Origin of the sequence: Ensifer canadensis (assembly GCF_017488845.2) — a bacterium.
Classification (GTDB): domain Bacteria; phylum Pseudomonadota; class Alphaproteobacteria; order Rhizobiales; family Rhizobiaceae; genus Ensifer; species Ensifer canadensis.
Genome location: NZ_CP083370.1, coordinates 991,954 through 1,005,217, shown reverse-complemented (window position 1 = coordinate 1,005,217; position 13,264 = coordinate 991,954). Strand labels below are relative to the sequence as shown.

The following is a 13,264-nucleotide window of genomic DNA, read 5'->3' as shown; positions in this document are numbered from 1 at the left end:
AGAAAGTGTCTCAGGCCGATCCGGCCCGGCTCACTTCAATCCGTTCGTTGTTATGGTCTTCCCGCTTGCCGACCTTCAGATCGATCGATGCCTTGACCGGCAAATGATCGGAAGCGATGCGGGCCAGAGGAGAATCGTGCACTGCGACCGATGTCACCAGGCTGTGCGGGTTGCCGAGAACGCGATCGAGCGGCAACAGCGGAAAGCGAGAGGGAAAGCTCGCGACGGTCGCATGCGAGGGGTCGAAGACGGGGCTAAGGAAGGACAGCGACGACCGTTTGCCCATGCGCCACTCGTTGAGGTCGCCGATCAAAAGCGTGGGTCGCCCGCCCGCATCGGAGGCCGCCTCGATGATCGCCTCGGCCTGTTGCGCGCGGGAATGACGAAGCAATCCGAGATGGGCGGCGATCACGCGCAGCGGCCCCATCCTGAGGTCAAGATCGACAACGAGCGCTCCGCGCGGCTCGACACCCGGAAGTTTCAGTTGCTGTACGTCGGAAACCGCACCTTCACGCAGAAGCAGCACATTGCCGTGCCAGCCATGCCCCTTGGTGGAGAAGCCCGAGATCGGAACGGATACGAGATGCGCTTCGCGCCGCAGATGTTCCAGATCGAGGAGCCCTGCCCGCTCACCGAACCGCTGGTCGGCTTCCTGAAGGGCGACGATATCGGCGCCGAGTTCGCCGATCACTTGGGCCGTGCGGCCCGGATCAAAGCGGCCATCGGTGCCGACACATTTGTGGATGTTGTAGGAAGCGATGACGATATCACCGCGGTTGACCGCCGCCTCACGGCTGACGACGGTGGGTCGCCGCTTGCGGATTGCCGCTACGATGCCCGCCGATAGACTGGTCTGGTTTTTTGCCATGCCGCTCCCTGCTTGCTGCCGCATCATGCGCAAATAGGTCGCCGGACGCCACTGAAAAAGGCTCCAGACCAAAACTTGTTCCGTTCGAAATGGCGGCAGTGGCGCTTTTTCGAACTGCTCCACAGTCATCGGCGCCGCTCAGACCTCAAGGCACAGGTAGACTGTTTCCCGCATTTTTGAGGGCTGGAGAATGACGGCCGGCCGCCGGGCCACCCGCCGTTGCGCAAACGCGACCTTCAATCCGCCGGACCGGCAAAGAGGATCAGATTGCCGTCGGGATCAAGGACGATGAAGTTCCGCGCACCCCAAGGCTCGGTCCGCAATGTTTGGTGAAAACGCACGCCGGCGGCCTGATAGTCGAGGAACAGGCGCTTGAGCTCATCCGATGTGGCGACGGTCAAGGAGGCGGAAAGCAGATGCTCCCGCTCTCTGATGTCGCCGACGAAGACAGGCTCGCAGACCAGGCGCAATGCGAGCAGCGCATTGTCGCGTTTCACCTGGCCATAGAAGGGTGGATCGCCGTAGACGAAGTCGACGGCAAAACCGAGTTTGTCGGTGACGAAGTCGCAAGACGCCTTGATATCGGCGACGAACAATTGTGCCGAAGTCGATTGCAGAACAGGGCGCGGTGCTGCTTGTTTTGCTTGCATGGTCATTGTCAGGGCTCCTGATTTGAGCGCCTGCCAGCCGTCAAAACCCATCTGGCGTGCGACCAGTTCCTGGGCGTCGGCGAGCTTGAAGTCTGCCTTCAATATTTCCCGATCATCCAGGTCGGGCCTGCTTCTTGAGGTTTTCGAGGTTCGGCATGGGCGCAACTAAGGTCTATCTACCGTAGGTGGGCGTTGCCCTTTCGACCTTGCACCGATGCGCCCTACGCAGCGTCAGAACATTGACTCGCGGTGAGCTATCTTGTCAACGCGCTGATACCGCAAGCCGATGACCCGTTGCGACAACCACTCAGTCGCGCTGTCGATCGGTCAGGGCTCTGCAACTTGTACTCTTGCGGGGCGAACCCGGTCGCCCTTAGAAATAGCTGTCGCACCCGCCTTGCAAAGAGCCAGATCATGCCGCCCAAGCCCGCCATCATCATCGACAGCGCCAAGCGAAGCGTTTCGATCGACGTGCACGACCCGGATTTCTACCGTGCGCCACTGTCGGCTTACGCGGAAATTCACGCCCATTGCCCGGCATTTTACTGGAGCGAGCGCGAACAATGGTATTTCGCGGGCTACGACCAGGTGAACGCGTTGCTACGCGACCGGCGTTTTGGCCGGCAGATCCTACACGTGGCGACACGCGAAGAACTCGGCATGCCGGCACCGAAGCCGCATCTGAAGGATTTCGACGCACTTGAGGAGCATTCGCTACTGGAGCTCGAACCGCCGACCCACACCAGGCTTCGCACCCTCGTCAACCGCGCCTTCGTCTCCCGGCAGATCGAACAGTTGCGGCCGGACATCGAACGGCTTTCGCATACGATCATCGACGGTTTCGAGCAGGACGGCGAAGTCGAGCTACTGAAGACCTATGCCGAAACGATCCCGGTCACGATCATCGCCAGGATGCTCGGCATTCCCGTCGACGCCGCGCCAAACCTGCTCGATTGGTCGCATCGCATGGTGAGAATGTACGTCTTCAATCGGAGCCACGAGACCGAGTTCGACGCCAACCAGGCCTCCGCCGACTTCGCCGACTACCTCAAGACCATCATCGCCGAGAAGCGCCGCAAGCCGGCCGACGATCTGCTGACACATATGATCACGTCGGAGAAAGATGGAGAGCGATTGTCCGAGGCAGAGCTGGTTTCGACGGCCGCCCTGCTTCTCAACGCCGGCCACGAGGCGACCGTCCATCAGATCGGCAACGCGGTCAGAACGATCCTGCAGTCGGACCACGCGCCGGGAGATCTGTTCGCAACGGAGGCGACGACCGATCTTGCGATCGAGGAGTGCCTCCGATTTGCCGCACCGCTGCATATCTTTCAACGCTATGCGCTGTCGGATATCGAACTCGACGAAGGGATTGCGCTTCGCAAGGGCGACAAGATCGGCCTGCTTCTTGGTGCCGCCAATGTCGATCCGCGGAAGTTCAGCGACCCTGACCGCTTCAAGCCTGCGCGCGACGAGGGCGTCAACGTCTCGTTCGGTGCGGGCCTGCACTTCTGCATCGGAGCGCCGCTCGCCCGGCTCGAACTCAAGCTGTCGCTGCCGATCCTGTTCCAGCGCTTGCCCGGGATGCGGCTGAAACACCCGCCGGAAGTGAAGGACAGTTTCCATTTCCATGGCCTGGAGCGGCTCGATCTCGTTTGGTGAAGGGACACCCCTGCCCGGTCTGCGCAAAGCAAACGGCTTCGACGCAACCGCCGAAGCCGTTTGATCCCAATTGCAGAGGCGAATGCGTTGGGGTTTAGACGGCGGCGGCCGTCTGTTCGACACCGTAGCGCGCCGCCGGCCTGTCATGCGAAAGATTGGGCGACAGCACCATGCGCGCCTTTGTGAAGGCGTGCCAGTCGGCAGCGTCGGGCAACGATGGAATGGTGACCAGTTCTCCCTGGTCGAAACCGGCAAGTGCCGCGTCGACGAGATCGGTGACGTCCATCACCATCGAAGGGTCGAGCCGGTCGATCGAGCCGCCGGCCCGGTCAAAGATCTCGGTGCGGGTCAGCCCGGGCAGCACCGCCTGAACCCTGACGCCCTTGTCTGCCGCTTCCACGTTGATCGATTGCGTCAGGTTAAGCACAAACGCCTTGGAGGCATTGTATGTGCCGTTGAACCGCTCGGGCACCAGCGCGACGACGGAGGCGATGTTGATGATCGCTCCCTTGCCGCGCATCGCGAATGTCTGGGCGGCGGCAATCGCCAACCGGTTCACGGCGACGACGTTCAGCTCGATCATGGCTTCGAGATAGTCCAGGTCATCAGTGAGCAGCGGTCCCTTCGGACCGATCCCCGCGTTGTTGACAAGGAGTTCGATTGCCTCGTCTTCGCGCAGGCGCTTCTCGACCAGCCTTACGTCATCCCGTAGCGTCAAGTCCGCCTTGAGCACGTCGACCGTCACACCGTATTGCGCCGACAGCTTGGCGGCAAGATCGGAGAGACGCTTTTTATCGCGTGCCACCAGAACCAGGTCATGGCCGCGTTGCGCCAAGCGGTCCGCATAGGTCGCGCCGATGCCCGACGACGCGCCCGTCACCAGCGCCTTACCCCTTTTCTCCACTGCACGCATTGTCGGTTTCCTTGTTTGGATTTCAATCTAGTGGTATATGCCACTAAATATACAGCAAACTGGACGCTGCGCAAGAGTGGCGCTACCAAAGTCGAAAATGGGCGCCGCAGCTCCCGACGGAGGAAACGATGGACGACACGCCGAAGGGAATCTGGGACTTCTGCACCAACAGTGCGCTGAAGCGCGCCTCGCGACAGTTAGGACAGCTCTATGAGGATGTGCTCGCACCAAGCGGATTGCGCGGCACGCAGTATTCGCTGCTGAGCCAGATCGCCCATAGCAAGAATGCGTCGCTGCGCACGCTCGCGGATCTGTTGGTGATGGACCTGTCGGCGCTTGGTCACACGCTGAAGCCACTCATCCGCGACGGCTATGTCGAGCTTGTGCCCGACGCGTCGGACCGGCGAGTGAAGCGCGTTCAGCTGACGCCCTTCGGCGCCAAGAAGCAGCGGGAGACGACGGATCTCTGGCGCAAGGCGCAGGCGCGCTTCGACAATGCTCTCGGTAAACAGGAGGCCGAAGCCTTGCGGCGGGCGCTGAACGGAATCTCGGAAGCCTCGTTTGCCGAAGCGTTCACCCGGGCATCGGACGGTACCGAGCCGGGCGCAAAGGGATAACGGGTCGATCAGAGGCGGATGACGTAATCCTTGCGGGTCGTCTCGATGACCTCCCACGTTCCCTTGAAACCGGGCTGGAGGATCATGCTGTCGCCGGCGCGCAGGTGCACCACTGCGCCGCCGTCGTCGGTGACGACCGAGTAGCCCGACAGGATATGGAAGTACTCCCATTCGTCATAGGCGATGCGCCACTTTCCGGGCGTGGATTCCCAGACGCCGGCATAAATCCCGCCATCGGCCTCCTCGACGTTCCAGGTGCGGAACCGAGGCGTGCCGGAAATCAGCCGATCGGCCGCAGGCCCGCCGACTTCGGGCTCGATCGCCGCCAAGTCGAATTTCTGCATCTTCACCATCACGCACCAACTCCATAAGGGGACGGAAGGTCCGTCCCCTCTTTTTCATATCAATATCAGATCTTTGCGAGCGACTGCTCGAGATCGGCGATGATGTCGGAAACGTCTTCGATACCGACAGACAGGCGCACGACATCGGGACCTGCCCCCGCCGCAACCAGCTGCTCCGGGGTCAGCTGACGATGGGTGGTCGAGGCCGGGTGAATGACGAGCGAACGGGTATCACCGATATTGGCAAGGTGAGAGAACATCTCGAGCCCCTCGACGAAGCGCTTTCCTGCCTCGTAGCCGTCCTTGAGACCGAAGGTGAAGACGGCGCCGGCACCCTTCGGTGCATAGCGCTTTTGCAGCGCATTGTTCGGATCGTCCTCAAGCCCGGCATAGTTGACCCAGGACACCTTGTCGTGGCCCTTCAGCCACTTGGCAACGGCGAGCGCATTGTCGCAATGGCGCTGCATGCGCAGCGGCAGCGTCTCGACGCCAGTCAGGATCATGAAGGCGTTGAACGGCGAAATCGCCGGCCCGAAGTCGCGAAGCCCGAGAACGCGAGCAGCAATCGCAAAGGCGAAATTGCCAAAGGCCTGATGCAGCACGACGCCTGCATATTCCGGGCGCGGCTCCGACAGCATTGGGTACTTGCCGGACTTCGACCAGTCGAAGGTGCCGCCATCGACGATGACGCCGCCCATCGAATTACCATGACCGCCGATGAACTTGGTGAGCGAATGCACGACGATATCCGCACCGTGCTCCAGCGGACGCAGCAGGTAGGGTGTCGCCATCGTGTTGTCGACGATCAGCGGCAGGCCATGCTTGTGTGCGACCTCGGCAATCGCGGCGATATCGACGAAGGTACCACCCGGATTGGCGAGACTTTCGATGAAGATCGCCTTGGTGCGCGCATCGATCTTCGCCTCAAAGCTCGAAGGATCGCCCGGATCCGCCCAACGAACCTGCCAATCGAAGGACTTGAAGGCATGGCCGAACTGATTGACCGAGCCACCGTAAAGACGGTTGGCGGCGACGAAATTGTCACCCGGGCTCATGATCGTGTGGAATACGAGAAGCTGGGCCGCATGCCCGGAAGCAACCGCCAGCGCCGCAGTGCCGCCTTCCAATGCGGCGAGGCGCTCTTCCAGCACCGCCTGCGTCGGGTTCATGATGCGGGTGTAGATATTGCCGAACTGCTGGAGGCCGAAGAGTGCTGCCGCATGGTCGGTGTCGTTGAAGACGAAGCTGGTCGTCTGGTAGATCGGCGTCGCCCGGGCGCCCGTCGTCGGATCTGGTTGCGCTCCGGCGTGGATTGCGAGCGTGCTGAAACCAGGATTGTCTTTCGTCATTCGTCCCTCCCATGACCGCGCCGCACCTCCCATGGAGGCGCCAAACGCACCCTATCCCTTTGATTCCAGGCATCGTGCGCGTCGAAGAACAGCTTCGATTTCGGCTTCATGCGCTGGAGCGGCGGCACTATCCCAGAGCCGCCACGCGTGGTCAAAGAAAGATTTTTTCAAAACTGACGGTTGCACGAAACATCGCTGTGGCCGATGCCGTGTCAGCCGATCAGACGCGGATACTCCATCGCCGGACAGCGATCCATGACGACCTTGATACCGGCGGCCTCCGCCTTGGCAGCAGCGGCGTCGTGCCTCACCGACAGTTGGCCCCAGATCGCCTTCGGCAAGGTCTCGAGCGCCAGGATCTCGTCGACGAGCGCCGGCAGTGCATGGGCCGCGCGAAAGACGTCGACCATGTCGATCGGCTCCTTGACGTCGGTGAGCCTGCCGACGACGGGCTGATCGAGGATCGTCTTGCCGACATGACCCGGATTGATGGGGATGACGCGATAGCCCTTGCGCAACAGGAAGGCCATGACCCGATGGCTCGGCCGCTCGGCGTTCGGCGATGCACCGACGAGGGCGATCGTCTTTGTCGAACGCAGGATGTCGGCGAGGTAATAATCCGGGTAGGCGTCGTGGTTCATGTTCTGATCCGAACTCATCTGTTATACGCGTGTATAGTTCGCACGGTGGCGGCGGGTGTCAATCGAGCGCCCGATGGCGGCGGCGGAACGGCTGTAGCGCCGCACAGGCATCCTCCCGCCAATTTCCGGTTGCTTTTCCCGTACAGTGGCGCGACAACGCTGGCAACGGCCTGCCCCATTCTCCACTGAGGTTTCACCTTGCCCCTTGATGTCATTGCGCTCGTCCTCTTCGGGGCGCTGTTGCACGCGACCTGGAATGCGCTGGTCAAGGCGGGCTCGGAGAAATCGCTCGATGCGGCAATGATCGCACTCGGCGCGGCAGTCGTGGCCATTCCTTTCCTGCCGTTCCTGCCATTGCCGCAGCCGGAAGCCTGGCCGTTCATCCTGGTTTCGGCGCTTTTCCAGTTTGCCTATTTCCAGCTGGTCGCTGCCTCCTACCGTGCCGGCGATATCGGGCTAGTCTATCCCCTGATGCGCGGCGTCGCGCCACTGATCGTCGCCTCCACCAGCAGCGTCATCATCGGCGAGCAGCTGACAACCGGCGCCATGGCGGGTGTGTTGACCATCAGCGTCGGCGTGCTGACGCTCGCCTTCGAATCGCGAAAAGGCGGCAAACACGCGATCATCCTGGCGCTACTCAATGCCTGCGTGATTGCATGCTATACCTTTGTCGACGGCATCGGCGCGCGGGTGTCGGGCAACGCGATCTCCTACACTTTGTGGATGGCGCTGCTTCCGCCGGTGTTGCTGTTTACCTGGGCCTTTGCCCGGCGGGGCATCAAGCCGGTCGCCCGCCACGTCTACAAGAACTGGTGGCGCGGCCTCATCGGCGGCGCCGGCTCCATTGGCGCCTACGGCCTGGCACTGTGGGCGATGACGAAGGCGCCGGTCGCGACCGTCGCAGCGCTGCGCGAGACCGCGATCCTGTTCGCTGTCGTTATCTCCGTGGTGTTTCTGAAGGAGCGCGTCAGCATCTGGCGCATCGCCGCCGCCTGCGTAATCGCGCTTGGCGCCCTGCTCCTGAAACTGGCCTGACCGCTATTCCCAATCCCAATTATTCCCTATCCCACTCCGGCATCCGCTTGCCGAGGAAGGCGCCGATGCCGTTCTCGGCGTCGCCTGCCAGCATATTTTCGACCATGACGCCGACCGCATAATCGTAAGCCTCGGGAAGGCTCATTTCCGCCTGGCGATAGAACGCTTCCTTGCCGATCTTCAGCGCCTGCGGCGATTTCGAAGCAATGACGGCTGCATATTTGTCGACGACCTGGCGAAGATATTGCTGGGGCACGATGCGATTGACCAGGCCGAAATCCTTGGCGGTCGATGCATCGATGGTCTCGCCTGTCAGAAGCATTTCCATCGCCTGCTTGCGATGTGCTGCCCGCGACAGCGCCACCATCGGCGTCGAGCAGAACAGGCCGATATTGACGCCCGGCGTGCAGAAGGTGGAGCTGTCGGTGCAGATCGCCAGATCACAGCTGGCAACAAGCTGGCAACCGGCTGCCGTCGCCAGGCCGTCGAACTCGGCGATGACCGCCTGGGGCAGCCGCGTGATCTTGATCATCAAATCTGCAGCAAGGCGGATCGTCGTTTCGAAGAAGGCCCTGCCCCCGTCGGCATCGGCCCGATGTGCCGTCATTTCCTTGAGGTCGTGGCCCGCGGAGAACAGCTTGCCGGATGCCGCCAGCACGACAACTCTGATGTCCTTGGAATGGGCAACGGCATCGAGCGCCGTATGCAACGCCTCCATCAGCTCGATCGAAAGCACATTGGCTGGCGGGTTGTTGAGCGTCAGCCGAAGCACCGGTCCCGAAAGCTCGCGCACCAGCAATGCACTCGGCTCTTCCTTCCGAAATGAAACAACGTCCGCCATGCTTTTCTCCTGCTGTCCTGTCTATCCCCGTAAATGGGCATCCGTGGTACGCCGCCTCCTGCAACCTTTCAAGTCAGTGGTAGCTGTCGCGACTTAGACCTTTTTCCGCCTTGCGCAAAAACGCATGTCGGCTTCACTAAGTGTCGATGTTAGCGCAAAGGAATACCTGCCGATGAAGATCCAGCCCATCATGACGGTCGAGGAGCTGAACCGGTTTCTCGACACGGACTTTCCTCAGGTCCACACGGACGGCAAAGTGTTCCATGTCACCGAGGCCGGCCCCGGATTTGCGACGATGCGACTCGATCCGAACGAGCGTCATATCCGGCCGGGCGGCACCGTATCGGGCCCGACACTTTTCGCGCTTGCGGACGTTTCGGCTTATATCGCGCTGATCGCCCATATCGGACCTGTGGCGCTTGCCGTCACCACCAATCTCAACATCAATTTCCTGCGCAAGCCGGAGCCGCGGCCGCTCGAATGCACCTGCCGCATCCTCAAGCTCGGTAAGCGATTGGCCGTTCTTGACGCCGCTATCGCAATGGTCAGCAGCGACGATCTCGTGGCGCATGCGACAGCGACCTATTCGATTCCGCCTCAGTAAATTGAGGTATCAATGTACCACATTGCTAAGTCATTGTTTTCGCAATACTTTATTTCGACCTTGCAAAATTCACGTTGTTGACGCCGGTTTAGGGCTTGGGTATAAGCACCCTCAGATCGCGGTCCCTCTCGGGCCGCTTTCTTCTTTTGGCTGAGTTTCAGTCAAAACCAAGCAACAAGAAACGCCCAGCGGTTCGCCGTTCGGGTCCAGAGAAAGAGTTTTGTTATGGCAACCTTCGTTCAGAAGCCTGCAGAGGTGGAGAAGAAGTGGATCATCATCGATGCCGAAGGCCTCGTTGTCGGTCGCCTCGCTTCCATCATCGCGAACCGCCTGCGCGGCAAGCACAAAGCCACCTTCACGCCGCATGTTGACGATGGCGACAACGTCATCGTGATCAACGCCGAGAAGGCCGTGCTTACGGGCAAGAAGTACACCGACAAGAAGTACTACTGGCACACCGGCTACCCCGGCGGCATCAAGGAGCGCACCGCGCGCCAGATCATCGAAGGCCGCTTCCCGGAGCGCGTCATCGAGAAGGCCGTCGAGCGCATGGTTCCCCGCGGCCCGCTCGGCCGTCGCCAGATGAAGAACCTGCGCGTTTACGCAGGCACGAACCATCCGCATGAAGCACAGCAGCCGGCCGTCCTCGACGTCGCCAAGCTGAACAGCAAGAACACAAGGAGCGCCTAATGGCCGACCTTTCCGCTCTCAAGGAAATCGCCACGACTGCGGAACCGGCAGCTCCGGTTCACGTCAAGAAGGTCGATGCACAGGGCCGCTCCTACGCGACCGGCAAGCGTAAGAACGCTGTCGCCCGCGTATGGGTCAAGCCCGGCTCGGGCAAGATCACCGTCAACGGCAAGCCGTACCTCGACTACTTCGCTCGTCCGGTTCTGCAGATGATCCTGCAGCAGCCGATCGTCGCAGCTGCCCGTGATGGCCAGTTCGACATCGACGCGACGGTCGCCGGTGGCGGTCTCTCCGGCCAGGCCGGTGCCGTTCGTCACGGCATCTCCAAGGCGCTCACCTACTTCGAACCGGGCCTGCGTCCGGTCCTGAAGAAGGGCGGCTTCCTGACCCGCGACAGCCGTGTCGTCGAACGTAAGAAGTACGGTAAGGCCAAGGCCCGCCGTTCGTTCCAGTTCTCCAAGCGTTAATCGCTGGAAGACACTGCATTTTGGAAGGCCGGGTTCGCCCGGCCTTTTTTTGTTTCAGATCGGCAGCTCGGTCGTCGACTTCAACTCGCGCAGCACGAAGCTTGAAACCACCGTGCGCACATGCGGATTGCGCATGAGATAGCGCGTCATGAAGGCGTCATAGCTGTCGACGTCGTTCGCGCGGATCTTCAGCATGTAGTCGAAGGTTCCCGACAGCGCATAGCACTCCATAATCTCCGGCCGATCGCGGACAACCGCCGAGAAAGAGGCGATGGCCTCGTCATGATGATCCTCCAGCGTCACATGGGCGATGATGCAGAGTTTCAGATCCAGTTTCGACGGATCGAGCAGCGCCACCCGCTTGCGGATCACGCCGTCGGCCTCCAGTTCCTGCAGCCGGCGCCAGGCGGAGCTTTGCGACATGCCCGCGCTTTCCGCGAGCTCCGACAGCGACTGGCCGCTGTCGGCCTGAATCAGCCTCAGCAGCTTGCGCAATGGCTGGGAAGTTTCCTTCAAATCCGACGACATTTTGAAATTTCCTCCCGCATCAGCGGCTTCCGCCGGCAACTGTGAAACAAATACTCGCTCCATTCGCGATACAATTGCAACAACCGGATGTTTTGACGAATGAGGAGACGTCATGCCCAAGGAAAGCAGCTACACCGCGAAACTGCCGGAGCCCGATGGCAGCTACCACTACACGCCCGAGGAAGATGCGATCTGGGGCGAACTTTACCAGCGACAGATGGCACTGCTCGCCGACAAGGCCTGCGACGAATATCTGGAGGGCGCGCGCAAACTTGGCCTTGGCCCTGACCGCGTGCCGCAGTTGCAGGACGTCAACCGCCGCCTGCAGGAAACCACCGGCTTCGGTGTCGAAGGCGTACCGGCACTGATCCCGCCATCGCGGTTCTACGAACTTCTGTCTGAGGGCAAGTTTCCGCTCGCAACCTTCATCCGCAGGCGCGAACACATCGACTATATCGAAGAGCCTGATATTTTCCACGAGGTCTTCGGCCATTGCCCGCTCCTGACCAACCAGAGCTACGCCAACTTCGTCCGCCGCTTCGGCGAAAAGGCCGTCGCACTTGGCAAGGGTTATTCCTGGCATATGTTCCGGATCTTCTGGTTCACTGTCGAGTTCGGACTGATCAACACGCCGCAAGGTCGGCGCTGCTTCGGTGCCGGCATCGTGTCGTCGCCGAACGAGACCCGCACGGCGATGGAGCCGTCGGCGAGTGAATTTCGCCCCTTCGACCTGATGACGGTGCTGCGCACCCCCTATCGCATCGATATCGTCCAGCCGATCTACTACGTGATCGACAGCTTCGCGCAGCTCGAGTCCATCATCGAAGAGGACATCGGCGCGCGCATTACCGAGGCCAAGGCGCTGGGTGACTTCGCGCCGACCTTCGAAGCCAAGGCGTCCTGACAGCATTACAGCGCCGCGCGTCAAATATGACGCGCGAAGGACGCTGTAACACTTTGAACCTGCTACATATTTTTATCCTTAAATCGGAATCGATTTAAGGAACTATGCAGTAGAATTCGCCGGCAGGGACTTGCCTTGCCGGCGACGATTGTCCAACGTTCCGCCATACACGGGAGACGGGATATGGCGAACAGGACGATCGATCACGCGCTAACGGCGCGCTCACTCACATCGGCGGCATCGGACCCGACGCATGCCGGCATTCTCTCCTTCATGCGGCGCAAATACTCAAAGCAGCTGAAGGACGTCGATGCCGTCGTCTGGGGCATCCCGTTCGACGCCGCAACCTCCAATCGTCCCGGCGCCCGCTTCGGGCCGCAGGCCATCCGCCGCGCCTCGGCGATCTTCGACAACGATCCGCAATACCCGTTCGAACGTGACCTCTTTGCTGAAATGGCAACCATCGATTACGGTGACTGCCTGCTCGACTACGGCAACCACTCGAAAACGCCGGCGACGATCGAGCGCGAAGCGGCAAAGATCCTGAAGAGCGGCGCCTATCTGCAGACGCTTGGCGGCGACCACTTCATCACCTATCCGATCCTGAAAGCCCATGCGGCCATCCATGGCCCCCTCGCCCTCGTCCAGTTCGACGCGCACCAGGACACTTGGCCGGATGAACGCGGTCGTATTGATCATGGCTCGTTTGTCGGCCGTGCGGCGCGGGCGGGCCTGATCGATACCGACGCATCGATCCAGATCGGCATCCGCACCCATGCGCCCGAAGACTGCGGCATCCGCATTCTCTATGGCTACGACATCGAGGAAATGAGTGTTTCAGACATTGCCGACGCCATCATTCAGCAGGTCGGGGAACGCAAAGCCTATCTGACCTTCGACATCGATTGCCTCGACCCTGCCTATGCGCCCGGCACCGGCACTCCGGTCGCCGGCGGCCCATCCAGCGCCAAGATACTCTCGGTTCTACGCAAGCTCGGAGCCCTGACTGTCGTCGGAAGCGATGTCGTCGAAGTCGCGCCTGCCTATGACCACGCGGACATCACCGCCATCGCCGGCGCGACGGTCGCCATGTACATGCTCGGCCTGCACGCCGAAAAGCTGGCGGAGCGTTCGACGCTTCGCTGATTTCC

The 13,264-nt window shown here is 61.0% G+C and carries 15 protein-coding genes and 1 pseudogene; 8 read left to right on the top strand and 8 right to left on the bottom strand.

The genetic code is table 11. The features are described from left to right. Nucleotides 1–10: 10 nt before the first annotated feature. A complete protein-coding gene (locus tag J3R84_RS04895) occupies nucleotides 11–868 on the bottom strand; it encodes an endonuclease/exonuclease/phosphatase family protein (protein ID WP_025426567.1) in 858 nt (285 codons plus the stop codon). A 236-nt stretch (nucleotides 869–1,104) separates the two neighbouring features. Continuing rightward, nucleotides 1,105–1,675, bottom strand: a pseudogene (locus J3R84_RS04890) (VOC family protein). A gap of 257 nt (nucleotides 1,676–1,932) precedes the next feature. On the opposite strand from J3R84_RS04890, the gene J3R84_RS04885 reads away from it, so the two are divergent. After that, on the top strand, nucleotides 1,933–3,180 hold the full coding sequence (locus J3R84_RS04885; protein ID WP_025426566.1) for a cytochrome P450: 1,248 nt from the start codon (nucleotides 1,933–1,935) through the stop codon (nucleotides 3,178–3,180). 94 nt (nucleotides 3,181–3,274) lie between these two features. Here the strand turns inward: J3R84_RS04885 and J3R84_RS04880 are convergent, their stop codons facing one another. Beyond that, complete coding sequence (locus tag J3R84_RS04880) at nucleotides 3,275–4,093, bottom strand: SDR family NAD(P)-dependent oxidoreductase (protein ID WP_025426565.1); 819 nt, start codon at nucleotides 4,091–4,093, stop codon at nucleotides 3,275–3,277. A 128-nt stretch (nucleotides 4,094–4,221) separates the two neighbouring features. Between J3R84_RS04880 and J3R84_RS04875 the strand changes: the two genes are divergently transcribed. Beyond that, complete coding sequence (locus J3R84_RS04875) at nucleotides 4,222–4,710, top strand: MarR family winged helix-turn-helix transcriptional regulator (RefSeq protein ID WP_025426564.1); 489 nt, start codon at nucleotides 4,222–4,224, stop codon at nucleotides 4,708–4,710. 8 nt (nucleotides 4,711–4,718) lie between these two features. On the opposite strand, the gene J3R84_RS04870 is transcribed toward J3R84_RS04875, so the two are convergent. The 3 genes from J3R84_RS04870 to J3R84_RS04860 all read right to left on the bottom strand — a co-directional run bounded on the left by J3R84_RS04870 (nucleotide 4,719) and on the right by J3R84_RS04860 (nucleotide 7,044). Beyond that, nucleotides 4,719–5,063 carry a cupin domain-containing protein gene (locus J3R84_RS04870; protein ID WP_025426563.1) on the bottom strand — a complete coding sequence of 115 codons (345 nt, stop codon included), beginning with the start codon at nucleotides 5,061–5,063 and terminating at the stop codon, nucleotides 4,719–4,721. A gap of 56 nt (nucleotides 5,064–5,119) precedes the next feature. Next, a complete protein-coding gene (locus tag J3R84_RS04865; RefSeq protein WP_025426562.1) occupies nucleotides 5,120–6,403 on the bottom strand; it encodes an O-acetylhomoserine aminocarboxypropyltransferase in 1,284 nt (427 codons plus the stop codon). 212 nt (nucleotides 6,404–6,615) lie between these two features. Beyond that, complete coding sequence (locus J3R84_RS04860; protein WP_025426561.1) at nucleotides 6,616–7,044, bottom strand: CoA-binding protein; 429 nt, start codon at nucleotides 7,042–7,044, stop codon at nucleotides 6,616–6,618. A 198-nt stretch (nucleotides 7,045–7,242) separates the two neighbouring features. On the opposite strand from J3R84_RS04860, the gene J3R84_RS04855 reads away from it, so the two are divergent. Then, entirely contained in the window at nucleotides 7,243–8,079 is an 837-nt protein-coding gene (locus J3R84_RS04855; protein ID WP_025426560.1) for an EamA family transporter, read from the top strand. A gap of 19 nt (nucleotides 8,080–8,098) precedes the next feature. Here J3R84_RS04855 and J3R84_RS04850 read toward each other — a convergent pair whose 3' ends face one another. Then, nucleotides 8,099–8,920, bottom strand: coding sequence for an enoyl-CoA hydratase (locus J3R84_RS04850; RefSeq protein ID WP_025426559.1), 822 nt, complete (start codon nucleotides 8,918–8,920; stop codon nucleotides 8,099–8,101). Nucleotides 8,921–9,092: 172 nt separating this feature from the next. Here J3R84_RS04850 and J3R84_RS04845 point away from each other — a divergent pair, with 172 nt between their 5' ends. From J3R84_RS04845 to rpsI, 3 genes are all read left to right on the top strand, one after another. Further along, nucleotides 9,093–9,524 (top strand): PaaI family thioesterase, encoded by a 432-nt coding sequence (locus J3R84_RS04845; protein WP_025426558.1) that lies wholly within the window; start codon nucleotides 9,093–9,095, stop codon nucleotides 9,522–9,524. A 225-nt stretch (nucleotides 9,525–9,749) separates the two neighbouring features. Beyond that, entirely contained in the window at nucleotides 9,750–10,214 is a 465-nt protein-coding gene (rplM, locus tag J3R84_RS04840; protein ID WP_025426557.1) for a 50S ribosomal protein L13, read from the top strand. Continuing rightward, nucleotides 10,214–10,681 (top strand): 30S ribosomal protein S9, encoded by a 468-nt coding sequence (gene rpsI / locus J3R84_RS04835; RefSeq protein WP_025426556.1) that lies wholly within the window; start codon nucleotides 10,214–10,216, stop codon nucleotides 10,679–10,681. The genes rplM and rpsI overlap by 1 nt, the downstream gene beginning before the upstream one ends. A 54-nt stretch (nucleotides 10,682–10,735) precedes the next feature. On the opposite strand, the gene J3R84_RS04830 is transcribed toward rpsI, so the two are convergent. Beyond that, entirely contained in the window at nucleotides 10,736–11,209 is a 474-nt protein-coding gene (locus J3R84_RS04830; RefSeq protein ID WP_051509158.1) for an Lrp/AsnC family transcriptional regulator, read from the bottom strand. A gap of 112 nt (nucleotides 11,210–11,321) precedes the next feature. On the opposite strand from J3R84_RS04830, the gene J3R84_RS04825 reads away from it, so the two are divergent. Both J3R84_RS04825 and speB read left to right on the top strand, forming a co-directional pair. Then, entirely contained in the window at nucleotides 11,322–12,113 is a 792-nt protein-coding gene (locus J3R84_RS04825) for a phenylalanine 4-monooxygenase (protein WP_025426554.1), read from the top strand. A gap of 183 nt (nucleotides 12,114–12,296) precedes the next feature. Next, a complete protein-coding gene (gene speB, locus J3R84_RS04820; protein ID WP_057211432.1) occupies nucleotides 12,297–13,259 on the top strand; it encodes an agmatinase in 963 nt (320 codons plus the stop codon). Nucleotides 13,260–13,264: the final 5 nt, after the last annotated feature.

Coding starts and splice junctions, on each gene's coding strand:
- J3R84_RS04850 (WP_025426559.1), bottom strand. CDS start 8,920: ATGGCGGACGTTGTTTCATTTCGGAAGGAAGAGCCGAGTGCATTGCTG.
- J3R84_RS04860 (WP_025426561.1), bottom strand. CDS start 7,044: ATGAACCACGACGCCTACCCGGATTATTACCTCGCCGACATCCTGCGT.
- J3R84_RS04830 (WP_051509158.1), bottom strand. CDS start 11,209: ATGTCGTCGGATTTGAAGGAAACTTCCCAGCCATTGCGCAAGCTGCTG.
- rpsI (WP_025426556.1), top strand. CDS start 10,214: ATGGCCGACCTTTCCGCTCTCAAGGAAATCGCCACGACTGCGGAACCG.
- speB (WP_057211432.1), top strand. CDS start 12,297: ATGGCGAACAGGACGATCGATCACGCGCTAACGGCGCGCTCACTCACA.
- J3R84_RS04885 (WP_025426566.1), top strand. CDS start 1,933: ATGCCGCCCAAGCCCGCCATCATCATCGACAGCGCCAAGCGAAGCGTT.
- J3R84_RS04880 (WP_025426565.1), bottom strand. CDS start 4,093: ATGCGTGCAGTGGAGAAAAGGGGTAAGGCGCTGGTGACGGGCGCGTCG.
- J3R84_RS04825 (WP_025426554.1), top strand. CDS start 11,322: ATGCCCAAGGAAAGCAGCTACACCGCGAAACTGCCGGAGCCCGATGGC.
- J3R84_RS04895 (WP_025426567.1), bottom strand. CDS start 868: ATGGCAAAAAACCAGACCAGTCTATCGGCGGGCATCGTAGCGGCAATC.
- rplM (WP_025426557.1), top strand. CDS start 9,750: ATGGCAACCTTCGTTCAGAAGCCTGCAGAGGTGGAGAAGAAGTGGATC.
- J3R84_RS04865 (WP_025426562.1), bottom strand. CDS start 6,403: ATGACGAAAGACAATCCTGGTTTCAGCACGCTCGCAATCCACGCCGGA.
- J3R84_RS04845 (WP_025426558.1), top strand. CDS start 9,093: ATGAAGATCCAGCCCATCATGACGGTCGAGGAGCTGAACCGGTTTCTC.
- J3R84_RS04870 (WP_025426563.1), bottom strand. CDS start 5,063: ATGGTGAAGATGCAGAAATTCGACTTGGCGGCGATCGAGCCCGAAGTC.
- J3R84_RS04875 (WP_025426564.1), top strand. CDS start 4,222: ATGGACGACACGCCGAAGGGAATCTGGGACTTCTGCACCAACAGTGCG.